Origin of the sequence: Mesorhizobium sp. M0159 (genome assembly GCF_040322295.1) — a bacterium.
GTDB lineage: Bacteria > Pseudomonadota > Alphaproteobacteria > Rhizobiales > Rhizobiaceae > Mesorhizobium.
Genome location: NZ_JAMYTF010000020.1, coordinates 1 through 16,793 on the forward strand (window position 1 = coordinate 1; position 16,793 = coordinate 16,793).

Sequence of the window (16,793 nt, forward strand, 5' to 3'; positions counted from 1 at the left end):
TCGACGCCCTGTGGCAGGCCATTGGCGATATCTGCAATCTCTTCTCTCCAACAGAATGCAGAAATTACTTCGCAGCCGCAGGGTACGGACTCACATGAAAGTCCGCCGCTCTAGGTGGTGGCTGCGCCATCGGTGCGAAAACGCACGCCCTCGGCGCGGCCATGCACGCTGCCCCAGTCATAGAGTGCCTGGAGCGCAGCGGCGAGATCACCGCCGCGACCGGTCAAGGCGTAGCGCCCCTTGCCGTCGGGCGACGTCTCGAGCGTGACGAAGCCGATCTCGACAAGCTCGGCCAGGCGCTGCGTCAGCATCTTGTCCGAGAGCGAGGGGATCAGCCGGCGCAGGTCGGAATAGCGCATCGGCTGTTCCTTGATGCGCGCCAGGATCACCGTCTTCCATTTGCCGCCGAGCGCGTCGAGCGCGAACTCGACCGGACAGCCGTAGAGTCTTCCGCGTTGGGTCATGCGCCATGGTAGGCAAGGCACGGTGACGACGGAAGCAGAATTTGCCCGGTCATCTGGCCAGGGTCGCGGCTCACGGCCTGGCCGTCTACAAAATCCATGGAGGAGAACGAAGATGAGCGTCCGCGACACCGATCCGGTCAATGCGAGACAGCCGAAACGTGTGGCGTCATCGCCAACCCGGCTGTCTCGACCACCACGGGCTGGACGGTCGGCTTCTGGTGGAGCGAGCTCCCGCACCCTTGGTTCGCCTTCACCGAACGAGGCTATGTGGTCGAGATCTTTTCACCCGGCGGCAGGTGTCCTGCGTCCGGAACTGCGTCAAGACAGAGGCGGCCTCGTCCGAGTAAGCGCTTGCTTAGCCGCGCACACTGCAGGCGAATATCGGGAATGGCGTCGATTTCGAAGAAGGTGCCGCGCGTCAGTGGCCCGACGGCGAGGATCTTGGCCGACACCGTGCCGTCGCCGGCGATGACCTCGCAGTTCGCGGTCACGTCGAGGCCGAGGCGCAGCGGATCCGGCCGTGCCAGCCCACGCTCGACCAGCGACCGCACCACGCTGTTCGAGGTGGTCGAGATGTCCCTGGCGATGCCTGTGCAATCATAGATGCGAGCAAAGTCGAACCTTTCGAGGTGCTGCGTGTGGCGCGACTGGACCTGTACGCTGAAGCCGTCGCCGGCTGCGATCTCGACGACGCGCCCGGCGACAAGGCGGATGCGGTCCGCTTGCACCGCCTCGGCAACGCGGGCGTAGACTTCAGGCGCCATGCGGTGGCGGTGGATGTCCCACCAGGCCTTGGTGTGCTCGACGAAGCGGCGCTTGGCCGAGGACGGCCAGTTCTGCCAGATCTTCTGGTTGAAGGGTCTCAGACCGTCGACGACGTCGCGCCAGTCGATGCCGGCCTTCTGGTTTTCCCGGATCAGGTCGCGGAACCAGCCGACGAAATAGGAAAGCTGGGTGCCGAGCGGAATGTCGGCAACGTCGAGCTTGATCGGATTGCCCTTGCGATGCGGCGAAGGCAGCAGGCCGCGCCGCGACACCGCGACGATCGCGCCGCGGTGGCCGCGCTGCTCGAGCGACAGGAAGGCATCGACCATGCTCAAGCCGGTGCCCAGCACCAGGACTCGGGCTTCGGGGTCGAGCGCAGTGTCCGCCTCGGATCCCATCCTGATCGCATGCCCCTGCCCCGCCCCCGGCTCTTCGTCGTGGCCGGTGGCGAGCACGGCAAGATGCGCAACCACGCTGGTGCCGTTGGCCAGCGCCACTTCGACGCCTGACGCGGTCGGCGAGATCGACAGGCTCTCTTCGCGGATCAAGCGCAGCCGGCCCGTCTGCTGCTCACGCGCCTCGAGCTCGTCGAGCAACTCCTTGAGATAGCGGGCGTAGACGCTGCGCGGCGCATAGACCGGCGCCTGTTCCGGCGTTGCCAGGCCGCGTTCAAGCAGCCAGCGCGAGAAATTGCCGGGATCGTCGGCATAGGCGCTCATGCCCGACGCGCTGACATTCAGCACATGCGCCGACAGCAGCGTTGAATAGGCCATGCCTTGCCCAAAATGCGGGCGTTTTTCGATCAGGCTGACACGTAGATCGGGATTGGGCGACTTCAGCAGATGCGCGGCAAGCACGACGCCGCTGGCGCCGCCGCCGACAATGATGATCGAACTTGGCGTAGCGCGCCCGGTCATGCGCACACCAGCTGTCCTGGCGATCGTCGCCGGCTCAGGAGAGATTGGTTCAGGCCTGGATTTTCAACGCCGCCGAAAAATCCTCGTCGCCGGCGATGTCGCGCATTTCCGCGAGGCTGCGCTGATCCAGCACCTCGGCGATGGCCTGCCGGACCTCCAGCATCAGGTGTCGGACTTGGCATGTCGCCTCGTTGCAGTCTTCGCAGCGCTGATACTGGGTGCGGCTGGCGCAAGGAATGGGGGCAAGCGGCCCGTCGAGTACGCGCACGACGTGGCCGACCTTGATCTCGTCCGCTGGGCGTGCCAGCCGGTAGCCGCCTTCCTTGCCCTTGCGGCTCTGAACGAAACCGGCATTGCGCAATTCGCCAAGGATGGCATCGAGGAACTTCTTCGGAATATTGTTTCCTGTGGCGATGTCGTTGACGAAGGCGAGCTGTCCAACCGGCAGGCGCGCCAGATGGACGAGCGCCTTGAGGCCGTATTTACCTTTTTTCGTGAGCATAACCCGCACGTTTCTCTGTCATGCGATGGCGCAAGGCCACCGGTTGCGAAACGCCTGGCGTGCCTCCCCGCCGCGTCCAAGCTGTCACTACAGATAAATTCTAGTGACATGATATACAAGCCGAGAAACGTTGATTTTGCTTCGTTTTCACGCCGCAATGGCCATTTTGGCCGGGGCTTGTGCTCTTGCGAGCACAGGAGCCACCGCGAATGACACACCGGCAAACTGGCCGGCGGCAGGAATGTCCCGATCGGCGAGAATACCGACAGCAGCTTCTGCCCCTGAATTTGAAGGCCAAAGCATGCCGCGCGCGGCAACAAGGAGGGTGGCGTCGCTCATCGTCCTCTCCAATCCTTCAATGTCGATAAGGATACTAGACTTAACCGCGAACACAGGGAACTTGATTCCAATTTCTTGCCTATCCACAGTATGGATTTGCCGATGCAGGGGCGAAAACGGGAAAATCCTTGTTGCGCGCAAGGACGACGTGGAAGAGGTTCCCGGGGCAAGGACGATGGTTCTCACCCAAGCCGTCACCCAGAAGCGCGCGAACTGCAATAGCCAGATGACTTTTTCTAACAAGACCGCACCGATTGGAAGGATTTAACTCTACAAGAACGATAGAGTTAGATGACTATGAAACGCAATCCGGGTTTTTCTCGTTTCCAGGAGCCTTTCATGTCCACCATTTCGCGACGTATCGTTCTCTTGTCCTCGGCGGCTCTGGCGGGCGCCGCCTTCCTCGGCCCGGCCGATGCGCGGGACCTCAAGATCACTATCGGCTACCAGACGGTGGTCGAACCCTCGAAGGTGCCGCAGGCCGACGGCGCCTATGAGAGCGCGACCAAGGCGACAATCGACTGGCGGAAATTCGATTCCGGCGCCGACGTGATCGCGGCGATCGCTTCCGGTTCGGTCGACATCGGTTATGTCGGCTCGAGCCCGCTGGCGGCGGCGGCGAGCCGCGAGCTTCCAATCCAGACAATCTTCGTTGTCGGGCTGATCGGCGAATCCGAGGCCCTTGTCGCCCGCAACGGCGCCGGCATCGAGAAGGCCGCCGACCTTGCCGGCAAGAAGGTGGCGGTGCCCTTCGTTTCGACGACGCATTACAGCCTGCTTGCCGCGCTGAAGCATGAGGGTGTCGACCCGAAGTCGGTCGATATTCTCAATCTGCGGCCACCGGAGATCGCGGCGGCATGGGCGCGCGGCGACATCGACGCCGCCTATGTATGGGATCCGGCACTCGGCCAGATCAAGACGACGGGCAAGGTCGTGCTGGATTCCTCCCAGGTCGCCGCCTGGGGCGCGCCGACCTTCGACGCCTGGATCGTGCGCACCGACTTCGCCGAAAGGAACCCGGAAGCGGTGCGCGACTTCGTCAAAGTAACGGGCGCAGCCTATGCCGAGTTCCTGGCCAAGCCGGACGCCTGGTCGGTGACGTCGCCGCAAGCGGCGAAGATCGCCACGATCACCGGCGCCAAGCTGGAGGACGTGCCGCAACTATTGAGGGGCTATGTCTTCCCGACGCTCGAGGAGCAAGCCTCGGACAAGTTCCTCGGTGGCGGCACGGTCAAGGCGGTCGAGGCGACATCGGCCTTCCTCAAGGAGCAGGGCAAGATCGACGCCGTGCTGCCGGATTATTCGGAATACGTGTCGTCGAAATATGTCAGCGAAGCGCTTGCCTCGAACTGACGCCAACGCGCGCGGTTCTCCTTCCCTGACGCCGCGTGCTCCCTGCCCCGAACCGCTTGCGAGGAGCGGCTTCGGGGCAGACAGATTCGGAATATCGGCGAGGTTCCCATGACGCATCTCGTGCTCGACAAGGTCTCGGTCCACTATGACGGTCAGCCGGCGCCGGCGGTCGAAAATGTGTCGATTGAGATCGCCAAGGATGACTTCGTCGTCCTGGTCGGCCGCTCCGGCTGCGGCAAGACGTCGTTGCTCAATGTCGCTGCGGGCCTGGTCCAGCCTGTGCGCGGACGCGCCACGATTGGCGGCAGGCCGATCACGGCGCCAAGCTCTGAGCGCGCCGTCGTGTTCCAGAACGACGCGCTGTTTCCGTGGCTGACCGCGCGGGAAAATGTCGCCTTTGCGCTCAGGCTGCGCGGTGTCAGGGCGGCTGAACGGGCGCGGCGCGCCGACAAGCTTCTGGCGCTGGTGAAGCTCGACGGCGCCGGCGACAAGCGCATCTGGGAGCTTTCCGGCGGCATGCGCCAGCGGGTCGGCCTGGCCCGGGCGCTGGCGGCCGAGCCGCAATTCCTGCTGCTCGACGAGCCGCTGGGCGCGCTCGATGCGCTGACACGCGAACGCATGCAGACAACGCTGCTCGATCTGTGGACGGCAAGCCAGGTCGGCGTGCTGATGGTCACGCACGGCATCGAGGAAGCGCTGGTTCTCGCCACCCGTATCATTGTGCTCGCTCCCGGCCCTGGCCGGGTGGTGCAGAGCTTCGAGACCGGCTTCAGCCGGCGCTATGCAGCCGGCGAGGCCATTCGCAGCATCAAGGCCGATCCCGCCTTCGCCGCGGCGCGCGGCGAGCTGACCGACGCGATCTTCGAAGGGGAGGCAGCATGACCGTTACCTCCTATACCGAGCGGCCGCAGCGCTCCAAGGTCGACGACGGAGCCGACGGGTTGTCGGTGCCATGGTCGCGGCCGCGGCCGAGACGCAGCCGCGTTTCGGCCCGCGTGGTTAGCGCGATCACCATTCTGATGATGCTGGCGGCGTGGACGGCATCGGCCCGCCTGCAATTGGTGTCGCCGGTTTTCCTGCCGTCGCCTGTCGCAGTCTGGAACAAATTTGTCGTCGTCGCCCGTGACGGCTTTGTCGACGCGACGCTGCTCCAGCATATCGCCGCCAGCCTGTGGCGGGTGTTTGCAGCGCTGATCGCGGCCGTTTTCGTCGGCGTTCCCATCGGGCTGGCTATCGGCATCAGCACGATCGGGCGCGGCATCTTCGATCCGCTGCTCGAATTCCTGCGGCCGATCCCGCCGCTCGCCTATCTGCCGCTGATCATTATCTGGTTCGGCATTGGCGAGCCGTCCAAGATCCTGGTGATTGCCATTGCCATGCTGGCGCCAGTTGCGCTGTCGACGGCATCGGGTGTTCGCGGCGTATCGAAGGACCGCATCAATGCAGCGCGCTCACTTGGCGCCACGCGGCGCCAAGTGATCAGGCACGTCATCCTGCCCAGCGCGCTGCCCTCGATCCTGACCGGCCTGCGCATCGCGCTTGGCGCCGGCTGGTCGACGCTGGTTGCCGCCGAGCTGGTGGCCGCGACGCGCGGGCTCGGATTCATGATCCAGTCCGCTGCCCAGTTCCTCGTCACCGACGTGGTGGTGATGGGCATACTGGTGATCGCGGCCATTGCCTTCGTGCTCGAATTCATCATCCGCAGGATCGAGCGGGTGCTGGTCCCGTGGGCGGGGCGGGAGTAACCGGACCGGAGACGTGACGATGCCCCATTCCACCGCTGTATTGTTTGCGCATTTCGGCCATTGGCTCCGCCTGATCAAGGCCGGAGACAAACAGCCGCCTGACGACGAACGCAAAACGCCGACGCCGGTGCATCTGGACGCGGAGCGCAACCGCTTACCGCCGCGCGACGAAAGTTTCTACTGGGGCTGGCAGTACTGGTCGCGGTGACCGGGCTGCCACGGTCCGCTGTGTGCTGCTCCGGCCAATGCCTGAGGATCGACGCCTGCTCAACCACGCGAGCGGTTCGCCCAGGCCAGCCCGGCCAACCAGCGCGGTGACGATGCCGACATAGAGCCATTGCGACTGGCCGGTCATGAAGCTGCCACCGATAAGGCCGATGCCTTGCAATGACCACAGCACGCCGGTGGCGAGCACAATCAAGGCCAGCAGATTTTTGATCAATCTCATTGCTGAAACTCCTTTCCAAGTCGATCGTCAGCCGCGTTCCGGCCGGAATGGAACAGCTAAAAGAAGCGGTTCGGTCACGCCAACTTCTACTTGGATGCTAACCTCTGATCCTGCGCAAGACATGCGGAGATCGGTGCAACGATCATCAAAGAAGCTGTGTCGTGCTGCGGAAACTCTCTGACAAATTGTTTCGCACCGACTCCAAACGTGTAACATTGTCATGGAACCGACAGATCATTGCCGCATTTGCTGCCTCATTCGCCCCTAACCGCTGCGGGTCTGTCAACGGAGCCAGTCCCCAACACATGAACAAAAGCAACCGGACCGCGCTTGTCGCGGCCATGACCGCGGCTGGCCTGATGGTCGGCGCATCCAGTGCCAGCGCCGCCGCGCAGTGCGGCCGTGCCTCCTGGTACTCACTGCATTCCAGAACCGCTTCCGGCGAACGCATGAACCCGTCGGCGCTGACCGCAGCGCATCGCAGCCTGCCGTTCGGCACCAAGCTGAAGGTGACCAACCGCAACAATGGCCGCAGCGTCGTCGTGCGTATCAACGACCGCGGCCCGTTTATCAGGGGCCGGATGCTCGATCTGTCGAAGGGCGCCGCCAGCCAGCTTGGCTTCATCAGCTCGGGTCACACCGCTGTCTGCATGGCACGGGTCTAACGGCCGCCACGGCCGGACACCGCCTCCGACGCTCATCCCCAATAGCCGTGCTGCTTGCCAGGCCTTCGCAGGTGCACATTGAGCCGGCTGTTGCCGTTCCAGGCGGATTCTCAACGCCTTGGACGAAAGAACGAGCATAAATCACGCAAGTTGACGTATTGCATCGCAGCAGATTGTTGCTAACTTCCCCGCAAGGCATTCAAGGCTCGGCGCTGCTCGTCGGCCCTTCGATCGCAGTCGGCAGCGGGGTTCTCGATGTTCTACCAGCTCTACGAACTGAACCACGCCGCCTTGCAGCCGGCCCGCCTCTATGCCGATGCGATGCGCCTGTTCTACTCCAATCCGCTCAATCCGGTTTCACACACGTCCTGGGGCCGCTCGGTTGCGGCAACGGCCGAACTGTTCGAGCGCACGACGCGCCGCTACGGCAAGCCGCAATTCGGCCTGACCAAGACCGTGGTCGACTGGAAAAACGTCGAGGTCAGCGAACGCACCGTCTGGTCGCGGCCGTTCTGCAACCTGGTTCGTTTCGAGCGCGCGGTTCCGGCCGGGCGCCGGCCGGATCCGAAGCTGTTGATCGTCGCGCCGATGTCGGGCCACTACGCGACGCTGCTGCGCGGCACGGTGGAGGCGATGCTGCCCTATGCCGACGTGCATATCACCGACTGGGTCGACGCCCGCATGGTGCCGCTGGCCGACGGCAGCTTCGATCTTGACGACTATATCGACTACATCGTCGACATGCTGCATGCGCTGGGCCCCGACACCCATGTGATGGCGGTGTGCCAGCCTTCAGTGCCGGTGCTGGCGGCGGCGGCACTGATGGAAGCCAAGGGTGATCCGTTCGTGCCCTCGACGATGACGCTGATGGGCGGGCCGATCGACACGCGCCGCAATCCGACGGCGGTCAATCTGCTGGCGCAGGAAAAGGGCATCGACTGGTTCCGCGACAACGTCATCATGCGCGCGCCCTGGCCGGTGCCGGGCTTCGGCCGCGAGGTCTATCCTGGCTTCCTGCAGCTTTCGGGGTTCATGAGCATGAACCTCGACCGCCACATCATCGCCCACAAGGACTTCTTCATGCATCTGGTGAAGCATGACGGCGACAATGCCGAGAAGCACCGCGAGTTCTACGACGAATATCTGGCGGTGATGGATCTGACGGCGGAATTCTACCTGCAGACCGTCGACACCGTGTTTGTCCGCCAGGCCTTGCCCAAGGGCAAAATGACGCATCGCGGCGTGGCGGTCGACCCTTCGGCGATCCGCAATGTCGCCCTGTTCACGGTCGAGGGCGAGAACGACGACATCTCCGGCCTTGGCCAGACCAAGGCTGCGCACGACCTGTGCATCAACATCCCGGCTGACAGGCACGCCCATTACATGCAGCCGGCGGTCGGCCATTATGGTGTGTTCAACGGCTCGCGCTTCCGCTCCGAAATCGTGCCGCGCATCGTTGATTTCATTACCAGCTATGGCCGTCAGAACCGCGTTGCGGTGAAGCCGAAACTGGTCCGGACCGGCAAGAAATAGGCGACCAGCGATGATGCCGCGCCCGCGACCTCGCGTCAGGTCGGCCAACGCTAAAATTACCGGTTGGAATCGGTGTAGTCCATCCGAGCTGTTGCACAATAGTCGCGTTGGCGCCACGCGGGTAACCATGCCGCAAAATCAATCCATCCTCATAATTGACACGGACTGTAAATACCCCTTAACGTTTCGTTAACAACAAGGGACAAGCGGGGACAATGATTTCCTCACCAATGGCGAGAACGCTGCGCCTGTGCGCGCTGGCCGGACTTACTGTGGCGGCAGGTTGGGCCGGTTCGGCCTCGGCAGCCAGCCCGATGATAACAGGTGGCCCGACCTCGCAGCCGATCGGCCATTATGATTTCTGCAAGAGCTACGCGTCCGAATGCTCGATCCGCCCGAAGGATCTGTCGCCCGCCAGCCTGACAGGCTCGCTGTGGCGCAAGCTGCTCAGCGTCACGGCAAGGGTTAACGCCGCCGTCAAGCCGGAGAGCGACTTCGACATCTACGGCAAGGACGAGGTCTGGGCCTATCCCGACAAGGGCGTCGGCGATTGCGAGGACTATGTCCTGGAAAAGCGCCGTGAGCTGAACCGGCTGGGCGTCTCGTTTTCCGATCTGCTTATGACCGTCGTGCGCAAGCCGGATGGCGAAGGCCACGCCGTGCTGACGGTGCGCACCGACAAGGGCGACTACATCCTCGACAATCTGACCGACCAGGTCCGCTCCTGGGACCAGACCGGCTATCGTTTCCTCAAGCGGCAGGCGATTGACAATACCGGCCGCTGGGTCTCGATCCGCGGCGGCCAGCAGGTGCTGGTCGGCTCGGTCCAGTAACAAGGCAACTCATTTCGGCTGTGCCAGCGCGGCGCGGATCGACGCAATGATGCGGCGAAGCTCGGCTTCGTCGAGCTTTTCGATGTTGTCGGCCAGGAGATTGGCAAGCTCGGTCGCCGCCGGGCTAAGACCCGACGTGTCGAGCTTGACGCGCGGATGCGAGGTTTCGGCCAACCGCGCCAGTTCCTCGGCCTCGTCCCAGATGATGTTGAAATAGCCGATGATCTTCTGGATCAGCGTCCAGCTCGGCGCACCGCGGCGGCCGTGTTCGAGCGCCGAGAGATAGGCCGCGCTGACGCCGATCGCCTTGGCCATGTCCTTCTGGCTGACGCCGCGCTCGTTTCTCAGCACGCGAAGCTTTTCGCCGAATGGGGTCACAAGCGCACCTTCATGGGTGCATCCTCATAGATGCGTCCCTCATGGGCGTGTCCTCATGAGCGCGCCCGCCGCAAGCGGATATAGAGCGCACCCGAGCCGCCATGTTTGCGGGCGGCATGGTCGTGGCTGGAGACGAGGGGCCGGAAGGCGGGTGTCGACAGCCATGACGGCACGGCGCGCCGCAAGACGCCATCGCCGCCCGACGAGGAACCCTTGCCGGTGATCACAAGGACGTAGCGGATGCCGCCGGCATGCGCCCGGCACAGGAAGGAAAACAGCAGGGAATAGGCTTCAGCCTGGGTCAGGCCATGCAGGTCGACGCGGCCCTCGATCGGCAGCCGGCCCTTCGACAGCTTGTCCAGCGTCGGTTCGTCGAGTGCGTGGGAGACATGCTGCGCCTTCGGCTTTGCGGCCGTGGCAGCATTGCCCGCGACCTGTGCCGGCGGCGGCGCCTGCCTGGTCTCGTCGATCTCCGGCCCGACGTCTGGAATTTCGACGGCGGTTTTGCCCTTCAGCGGCTTTGCCGTGCGCGCCACCAGGTTCCACAGCACCCGGTCGTCCTCGCTCAGCCTGTCGATGCGCCGGGTCATCGGCCTGCTCCTGAAACAAGCGACCGGGGGATCAGCGCATAAAAATCGGCGGCGTTGCGGATAACGCCGGCGATCTCGCCGGCCGCATCGCCCGACCCGGCAAACAGATCGCCGCGGGCCGGCCCGGTGATCGCCGAGCCGGTGTCCTGCGCGATCATCAGCCGCCGGAACGGTTTTCCGTCGAAAGCGGTCAGCGACGGCGCATCGATATGGAAGGGCGTGCCGAACGTGTGCAGCAGCCGGTCGACGGCGATCGAGCGGCCGGGTGTCAGCGCCACCTTGGCGGCAGCGATCGGGCCGAGCTCTGGGTCGTCGACGCCCATCTCGCGGAAGAAGATGTAGGAGCGGTTGCGCCAAAGGATCTCGTCGACGCGTTCCGGATGCGCCTTGAACCAGGCACGGATCGACTGCATCGTCACTTTCTCCAGCGGGATCTCGCCTTCCTCGCTCAGGATCTGGCCCGGTCCGGTAAAGCGCTGGCCGGATTTGGCGGCATAGGTGATGCGGCGAAGCCTGCCGTCGGTCATCTTGAGCCGCGCCGCGCCCTGCACGTGAATGAAGAAGGCGTCGACCTTGTCGGCGAGCCAGGCAATTTCCAGCCTTTTTCCGGCAAGCACGCCGCACTCGATCTCGCCGCGGTCGAAATATTCGACCGGGCCGTTCGGCGCCGCACGTGCGAAGGCGAGATAAGGATCCATGCCGGAAGGACGATTGCCGTCGTCGACGTCGACAAGATCGGCCGGGCGCGACAGCAACGGCACCGAAAACCGTTGCGTGCGTACCGGCGAGGCTTCGACCTCCGGCTCGTAAAAGCCGGTGACCAGGCCGGGACCACCACCTTCGGCATCGATACGGGCCGGCACGAAGTGGCGCTCGAAAAAGCTTCGGGCCTGCAACCGATTCGCCGGCGAAACGGTGCGCGCTTCGGCATAGGCGTCGGCAAAGCCATTGTAATCGACGCCGAGCGCGCCGGAGCGGTAGGGTTTCGTCAGGATATGAAAGGCCGAGCGGCGAAAGGCGTCAAAGGCAGGGAGATGGTCGTCCTCGCCCCAGCCCGGCAATTCGCCAAAGGATTTTTCGCTGAAGGCTCGAGAAAGCGACACGACAGCCTCCGCCGCCGTCCAGTTCAGTCTTCTTCTTCGGTGGCGACGAGCTTCCAGTTCGGATCGCGCGAGCGCGCGTCACGAGCGAAGGTCCAGACATCCTTGACCTCGGCGACGGTTTCGGGATCGCCGTCGATGACGGCGCCGGCCTTGTCGCGGGTCGCCGAAATCAGCTCGCTGACAATGCGCAGCGTGATGTGCGCCTCGCTGCCCTTCATCTCGGCCGAAACGATGTCGGCCTTGTCGATGCCGACGAAGGAGGACTGGATCTTTTCGGCTTTCGCCTCACGGTCGCCGATGGCCGCGACGAAGCCGTCATAGACCTCGCGCGACAAAAGGTTCTTCAGCGTTTTGCGGTCGCCATCGGCGTAGGCCATGACGATCATCTCGTAGGCCATCTTGGCGCCGTCGACGAAGGTCTTCGGATCGAAGGTCGGATCATTGTCCTTGATCGCCCGCAGGCCCCGGTTGAGATCGGTGTCCGGCTTGGCAAAGGCATCGATCGCCACATAGGCATCGGCCGCCGGCTCTCCCGCCAGCCGCTTGCGCGGCAGCGAAACCACGTTCTCGGGTTTCTGGGCGGCATCCTTGTCGTTTTTGCGCGCTGCCGTATATGGATCGAAGGGTGGGCGCTCGTTGCCCGTGCGTCGGCCAAGCACGTTGCGCAGCTGGAAGAAGATCACCACCGCCGCAATCAGAAAGAAAATCGTGCCGAAGTCGAAGAAGCCCATATCTTGCGCCAATCAATCCCTGCTTTGGCCGGACCAGCGGCCAAGCAAGGGCCGCGATCACATAGCGTTCAGTATCCAAAGCATATAGAACGCATGGCGCAATCATTCAAATCAAAGGCAGCCATACCTATCTAACAGCTCTGGTGCCAGCGGCGATTGCTCGCCGGCCGGCAAAACATCGAAAACGATCGGTCAAGATTTGCGTATCTCGCTGCTTCCCCTGTTCATTCTCGCGCTTCCGCTGCTGGAGATAGCCGGTTTCGTTATTGTCGGCCGCCAGGTCGGCGCGCTGGCGACAGTCGGCTTGGTGCTGGCCTCGAGTGTCGCCGGCGCCCTGCTGCTGCGGCACCAGGGTTTTGGCGTGATGGCCAGGGTCCGTGCCGAAATGGATGCCGGGCGTGATCCGAGCGGCCAGCTTGCGCATGGCGCCATGATCGTGCTGGCAGCGATCCTTTTGATCATCCCCGGCTTCATCTCGGATATTTTCGGCCTTCTGCTGTTCCTGCCGCCGGTGCGCGATCTTGCCTGGCGGATGCTGAAAGGCCGCATCGTGCTGGCAACCGATTTCAGCAGTGGTTTGCGGGCAAGGCAACGCGGCAAGACCATCGATCTCGACGACGGCGACTATTCGCGGGCCGACGACCATACGCGCGGACCGGGTTCTCCCTGGCGCCGCCTCAAGGACGAGTAGCTGCAAGGCAACCGGCGTCTTTTGCAAACTTGTCTTGTCGGGCCGGCCATGATAGCGAACGCCCGAATTTCAATCCGGTCAGCAACGCTGCCCAGGCAAAAGGACCACAGCTTATGGCCAGCAACGACGACGCGCCGACCGGCGCAGCCAACGGTAATGGAAATGCGGCGCAGCCTTCGCTCAACGTGCTTGCACAATATGTGAAGGACCTGTCCTTCGAAAGCCCCGGCGCACCGAACTCGTTGCGCGGCCGCGACAAGGCTCCCGGCATCGCCATCAATGTCAACGTCAACGCCAATCCGCTTTCCGACAAGCAGTTCGACGTCAATTTGACGCTGAACGCCAAAGCGTCGTTCGACCAGGAAGTGCTGTTCAATGTCGAACTGGTCTATGGCGGCGTCTTCTCCATCAGCGGCTTCCCGCAGGAGCACATGCTGCCGATCCTGTTCATCGAATGCCCGCGGCTGCTGTTCCCGTTCGCCCGGCAGATCATCGCCGAGGCAACACGCAATGGCGGCTTCCCGCCGCTGATGCTAGACCCGATCGATTTCGCGCAGATGTTCCAGCAGAAGTTGGCCGAGGACCAGGCTGCCGCCAAGGTCAAGGTGAGCTAAAGGGGTTGTCTCGCTTGAGTGTGGAAAACCCGGCCTTGCGCCGGGTTTTTTGTTTGAGACGCCGGCGGGACAAGTACCCCCCTCTGGCCTGCCGGCCATCTCCCCCTCAAGTGGGGAGATCGGACTTCACGTCAGCCTTCGCCAATCCTTCATCGCCGCAGGAATGAGCGAGGCGCTGGGTCTGCCAATCTCCCCCCCTTGAGGGGGAGATGTCCGGCAGGACAGAGGGGGGCGCGAAGGATCACTCCGGTCAAAATCACTATGCCGCGGAACTCGCTTCCGGGACGACCCGCAGCCACAGCGCCTTTTCGCCCAATGTGCCAACCATGCCTGCGTGTGCTGTGCGCTCGGCGTCGGTCAGGCGCGCGGGCAAGGCGATCGGCCGCACGCCGATCGAAATATCGATGTCGTCGACATTCTGCCTGCCGCCCGCCGGAGTCAGGATGCTGTCGAGGATGAGGCTTGCCTGCTTGCCGCCGATGAGCTCGATATAGACCTCGGCCAGCAATTCCGAATCGAGCAGCGCGCCGTGCTTGGTGCGGCGGCCGTTGTCGATGCCGTAGCGGCGGCAGAGCGCGTCGAGCGAATTGGGGCCCATCGGATGCTTGCGGCGCGCCAGCGCCAGCGTGTCGACGATCCGTCCCGGATCGATGGCCGGATGACCAAGCCGGCCGAATTCGAGATTGAGGAAGCCGATGTCGAAGCCGGCATTGTGCGCGACCAGCTTGGCGCCGTCGATGAAGGCCAGAAACTCCTCGGCGATCTCCATGAAAGTCGGCTTGCCCTGAAGATCGGCGGCGCTGATGCCGTGCACGGCCTGCGCCTCGTGATGGATCTGGCGGCCTTGCGGGTTGATATATTTGTGGAAGGTTCGGCCGGTCGGGAAGCGGTTGACCAACTCGACGCCGCCAAGCTCGATGACGCGGTCCTCGCGCGCGTCGAGGCCGGTGGTTTCCGTATCGAAGATGATCTCACGCATCGAATCAGTCCACTGGTTCCGGCATCATTCTAGCCGAATCACACCAGGAACAAAATGGCAACAAGTAATGTGAGTCTGCAAGCCTCTTAACCAGGCCTGGCTGCCTTATCCACGACTAGTTCGGCGATGATGGCCTTGACGGCCGCGCGAGCGGCGTCAAAACCCTGACCGGTGTCGATGACGAAGTCGGCGCGCCGGCGCTTTTCGGCGTCGGGAACCTGCCTGGCCAGGATCGACGCCAGTTTCTCCTCATTCATGCCCGGCCGCGCCAGCACGCGGGCGCGCTGGACTTCAGGCGGCGCGGTGACGACCACGACCTTGTCGACGCGATCGCGGCCGCCGGTCTCGAACAGCAGCGGTATATCGAGCACGGCAAGCGGCGCGCCGGCGGCACGATGTTCAGCCAGGAACGCATCGGCATCGGCACGGACCAGCGGGTGGATGATCGCTTCCAGCCGTTTCAGCGCGGGGGCGTCGCCGAGCACCCGCTCCGCCAGTGCCGCGCGGTCGACCGCACCGGATCTGGTGGTGCCGGGAAAGGCCGCCTCGACCAAGGGCGCGGCCTTGCCGGCATAAAGGCGATGCACAGCCTCGTCGGAATCATGGACCGGCACGCCGGCTTCGGCAAACATCTTGGCCGTGGTCGATTTGCCCATGCCGATCGATCCGGTGAGGCCGAGCACGATCATTTTATCGCGCCGATATCGGCGATGATCATTTGCCGCAGTTCGGCGGTGACTTCTGGCCTGATGCCGAACCAGCGCTCGAAGCCGGGCACCGCCTGGTGCAGCAGCATGCCGAGCCCATCGACGGTTCTCAGGCCGCGCGCTTTGGCCGCGGCAAGCAGCGGCGTCTCCAGCGGCACGTAGACGATGTCGGTGACGATGGCGCCGTCCGGCAGTCTGCGGGGATCGGCGGACAGGCCTTCATTGCCATGCATGCCGAGCGCTGACGTGTTGACCAGCAGGCCGGCATCTTCGAGCAATTCGCCGGTCGCCGCCATGCCATGGGCGGAGACGCCGGCACCGAAGCGGTCGCGCAGCTCCTGCGCCCTCGCAAGCGTCCGATTGACGATGCGGATGTCGCTGATGCCGCGCTGCTTCAGCGCATGAATAACCGCGCGAGCGGCGCCACCGGCGCCGAGCACCACGGCGCGGCCGTTGGCCGCCCAGCCCGGTGCATATTCGTCCAGATTGGCGGCAAAGCCATGGGCGTCGGTGTTGCCGCCGCACAATTCGCCATCCTCGAACCACAGCGTGTTGACCGCACCGATCTGTTCGGCGTCGGCGTCACGCCGCTTGGCCAAAGCGAAGGCGGCTTCCTTGTGCGGGATGGTGACGTTGCCGCCGCGATAGCCTTGTGCCTGCAGCGTCTGCAGGAATTCGGCAAAAGCCTCTGGTGCAACGTCGATGGCCTCGTAGACGCCGCCGATGCCGTATTTCGCCAGCCAGTAGCCGTGGATCTTCGGAGACCTGGAATGCGCGATCGGGTGGCCCGTGACAAACGCCTTTTTCGTGGCCTCAGCCATCGATCGCCCCGAACTCACGCAGCTTGGCCAGCACCGGCAAAAGTGGCAGGCCGACAATAGTAAAATAGTCGCCTTCGATTTTTTCGAACAGCTGGATGCCTTCGCCTTCGATCTGGTAAGCGCCGACGCTGGACAACGCCTTGGCGCCGACGCGCGCAAGATGGCGGCCGATGAAGGCCGGATCGAGCTTGCGCATGGTCAGGCTGGCGATGCCGACATGCCGCCACAGAACCTGGCCGTCACGGCCGAGCACGACGGCGCTGTTGAGATGATGCGTCTTGCCCGACAGCGCCAGCAGATGACGGCGCGCTCCTTCCATGTCGGCCGGCTTATGGAACAGCTCGTCGCCGAGCGACAGCGTTTGGTCGCAGCCGAGCACTAGGGCGCCGGGCTTGCGCTCGCTGACGTCGGTGGCCTTGGCTTCGGCGAGCACCAGGGCGACGTCCTCCGGCGACACGCCACTATTCTGCAGCGGCGCCTCGAGCGCGCGCTCATCGACAGAAGCCGGAACCGCTTCGACAGTGACGCCGGCATTGACGAGCAGCGCCTTGCGGAACGGGCTGCCCGAGGCAAGGATGATTTTTTCAGCCATTTTTTTCGCCTGATCTTTCCTTC

Annotated in this window: 21 protein-coding genes; 8 read left to right on the top strand and 13 right to left on the bottom strand. The window is 63.6% G+C overall.

The genetic code is table 11. The features are described from left to right. Positions 1 to 110: 110 nt before the first annotated feature. From NKJ32_RS19380 to NKJ32_RS19395, 4 genes are all read right to left on the bottom strand, one after another. Positions 111 to 464, bottom strand: a complete 354-nt coding sequence (locus NKJ32_RS19380; RefSeq protein WP_352453658.1) for a winged helix-turn-helix transcriptional regulator — start codon at positions 462 to 464, stop codon at positions 111 to 113. Between the two features lie 263 nt (positions 465 to 727). Beyond that, positions 728 to 2,146, bottom strand: a complete 1,419-nt coding sequence (locus tag NKJ32_RS19385) for an FAD/NAD(P)-binding protein (protein WP_352828532.1) — start codon at positions 2,144 to 2,146, stop codon at positions 728 to 730. A gap of 49 nt (positions 2,147 to 2,195) precedes the next feature. Continuing rightward, positions 2,196 to 2,648: an RrF2 family transcriptional regulator gene (locus tag NKJ32_RS19390; RefSeq protein WP_023675902.1), complete on the bottom strand. Its 453-nt coding sequence runs from the start codon at positions 2,646 to 2,648 to the stop codon at positions 2,196 to 2,198. Between the two features lie 147 nt (positions 2,649 to 2,795). Continuing rightward, positions 2,796 to 3,230 (bottom strand): hypothetical protein, encoded by a 435-nt coding sequence (locus NKJ32_RS19395; RefSeq protein ID WP_352828535.1) that lies wholly within the window; start codon positions 3,228 to 3,230, stop codon positions 2,796 to 2,798. Between the two features lie 96 nt (positions 3,231 to 3,326). Between NKJ32_RS19395 and tauA the strand changes: the two genes are divergently transcribed. From tauA to NKJ32_RS19410, 3 genes are all read left to right on the top strand, one after another. Then, positions 3,327 to 4,340, top strand: coding sequence for a taurine ABC transporter substrate-binding protein (tauA, locus tag NKJ32_RS19400; RefSeq protein WP_352747305.1), 1,014 nt, complete (start codon positions 3,327 to 3,329; stop codon positions 4,338 to 4,340). Positions 4,341 to 4,448: 108 nt separating this feature from the next. Further along, a complete protein-coding gene (locus NKJ32_RS19405) occupies positions 4,449 to 5,222 on the top strand; it encodes a taurine ABC transporter ATP-binding protein (protein WP_352828538.1) in 774 nt (257 codons plus the stop codon). Beyond that, positions 5,219 to 6,085 carry an ABC transporter permease subunit gene (locus NKJ32_RS19410; RefSeq protein ID WP_352697403.1) on the top strand — a complete coding sequence of 289 codons (867 nt, stop codon included), beginning with the start codon at positions 5,219 to 5,221 and terminating at the stop codon, positions 6,083 to 6,085. Before NKJ32_RS19405 ends, NKJ32_RS19410 begins: the two co-directional genes overlap by 4 nt. A 154-nt stretch (positions 6,086 to 6,239) precedes the next feature. On the opposite strand, the gene NKJ32_RS19415 is transcribed toward NKJ32_RS19410, so the two are convergent. Then, positions 6,240 to 6,533 carry a hypothetical protein gene (locus NKJ32_RS19415; RefSeq protein ID WP_352697404.1) on the bottom strand — a complete coding sequence of 98 codons (294 nt, stop codon included), beginning with the start codon at positions 6,531 to 6,533 and terminating at the stop codon, positions 6,240 to 6,242. A 305-nt stretch (positions 6,534 to 6,838) separates the two neighbouring features. Between NKJ32_RS19415 and NKJ32_RS19420 the strand changes: the two genes are divergently transcribed. The 3 genes from NKJ32_RS19420 to NKJ32_RS19430 all read left to right on the top strand — a co-directional run bounded on the left by NKJ32_RS19420 (position 6,839) and on the right by NKJ32_RS19430 (position 9,564). Continuing rightward, positions 6,839 to 7,198, top strand: coding sequence for a septal ring lytic transglycosylase RlpA family protein (locus NKJ32_RS19420; RefSeq protein WP_352570118.1), 360 nt, complete (start codon positions 6,839 to 6,841; stop codon positions 7,196 to 7,198). A gap of 255 nt (positions 7,199 to 7,453) precedes the next feature. Continuing rightward, positions 7,454 to 8,731: a polyhydroxyalkanoate depolymerase gene (locus NKJ32_RS19425; protein ID WP_352570116.1), complete on the top strand. Its 1,278-nt coding sequence runs from the start codon at positions 7,454 to 7,456 to the stop codon at positions 8,729 to 8,731. Positions 8,732 to 8,946: 215 nt separating this feature from the next. Further along, positions 8,947 to 9,564, top strand: coding sequence for a transglutaminase-like cysteine peptidase (locus NKJ32_RS19430; RefSeq protein WP_352570114.1), 618 nt, complete (start codon positions 8,947 to 8,949; stop codon positions 9,562 to 9,564). 9 nt (positions 9,565 to 9,573) lie between these two features. Here NKJ32_RS19430 and NKJ32_RS19435 read toward each other — a convergent pair whose 3' ends face one another. Genes NKJ32_RS19435 through NKJ32_RS19450 form a run of 4 tightly spaced genes read right to left on the bottom strand, consistent with a single transcriptional unit; the run spans position 9,574 to position 12,366 of the window. Then, positions 9,574 to 9,942, bottom strand: coding sequence for a helix-turn-helix domain-containing protein (locus NKJ32_RS19435; RefSeq protein ID WP_352570112.1), 369 nt, complete (start codon positions 9,940 to 9,942; stop codon positions 9,574 to 9,576). A 53-nt stretch (positions 9,943 to 9,995) separates the two neighbouring features. After that, complete coding sequence (locus NKJ32_RS19440) at positions 9,996 to 10,532, bottom strand: Smr/MutS family protein (protein WP_352570111.1); 537 nt, start codon at positions 10,530 to 10,532, stop codon at positions 9,996 to 9,998. Next, positions 10,529 to 11,635 (bottom strand): murein transglycosylase A, encoded by a 1,107-nt coding sequence (gene mltA, locus NKJ32_RS19445; protein WP_352570110.1) that lies wholly within the window; start codon positions 11,633 to 11,635, stop codon positions 10,529 to 10,531. Before mltA ends, NKJ32_RS19440 begins: the two co-directional genes overlap by 4 nt. Positions 11,636 to 11,658: 23 nt before the next feature. Beyond that, positions 11,659 to 12,366 (bottom strand): Tim44/TimA family putative adaptor protein, encoded by a 708-nt coding sequence (locus tag NKJ32_RS19450; protein WP_352453662.1) that lies wholly within the window; start codon positions 12,364 to 12,366, stop codon positions 11,659 to 11,661. Between the two features lie 199 nt (positions 12,367 to 12,565). Between NKJ32_RS19450 and NKJ32_RS19455 the strand changes: the two genes are divergently transcribed. Both NKJ32_RS19455 and secB read left to right on the top strand, forming a co-directional pair. Continuing rightward, entirely contained in the window at positions 12,566 to 13,057 is a 492-nt protein-coding gene (locus tag NKJ32_RS19455; protein ID WP_023675916.1) for an FxsA family protein, read from the top strand. 113 nt (positions 13,058 to 13,170) lie between these two features. Beyond that, complete coding sequence (gene secB, locus NKJ32_RS19460) at positions 13,171 to 13,671, top strand: protein-export chaperone SecB (RefSeq protein WP_023675917.1); 501 nt, start codon at positions 13,171 to 13,173, stop codon at positions 13,669 to 13,671. Between the two features lie 259 nt (positions 13,672 to 13,930). Here secB and dnaQ read toward each other — a convergent pair whose 3' ends face one another. The 4 genes from dnaQ to NKJ32_RS19480 form a co-directional block, all read right to left on the bottom strand. Next, on the bottom strand, positions 13,931 to 14,650 hold the full coding sequence (gene dnaQ / locus NKJ32_RS19465; RefSeq protein ID WP_023675918.1) for a DNA polymerase III subunit epsilon: 720 nt from the start codon (positions 14,648 to 14,650) through the stop codon (positions 13,931 to 13,933). A gap of 86 nt (positions 14,651 to 14,736) precedes the next feature. Next, positions 14,737 to 15,339, bottom strand: a complete 603-nt coding sequence (gene coaE, locus NKJ32_RS19470) for a dephospho-CoA kinase (protein ID WP_023675919.1) — start codon at positions 15,337 to 15,339, stop codon at positions 14,737 to 14,739. Next, a complete protein-coding gene (locus tag NKJ32_RS19475; RefSeq protein ID WP_023675920.1) occupies positions 15,336 to 16,178 on the bottom strand; it encodes a shikimate dehydrogenase in 843 nt (280 codons plus the stop codon). The genes coaE and NKJ32_RS19475 overlap by 4 nt, the downstream gene beginning before the upstream one ends. Then, the gene (locus NKJ32_RS19480; protein ID WP_352458815.1) at positions 16,171 to 16,770 is read right to left on the bottom strand and encodes a Maf-like protein; all 600 of its coding nucleotides are present in this window, start codon (positions 16,768 to 16,770) and stop codon (positions 16,171 to 16,173) included. The genes NKJ32_RS19475 and NKJ32_RS19480 overlap by 8 nt, the downstream gene beginning before the upstream one ends. Positions 16,771 to 16,793 lie beyond the last annotated feature (23 nt).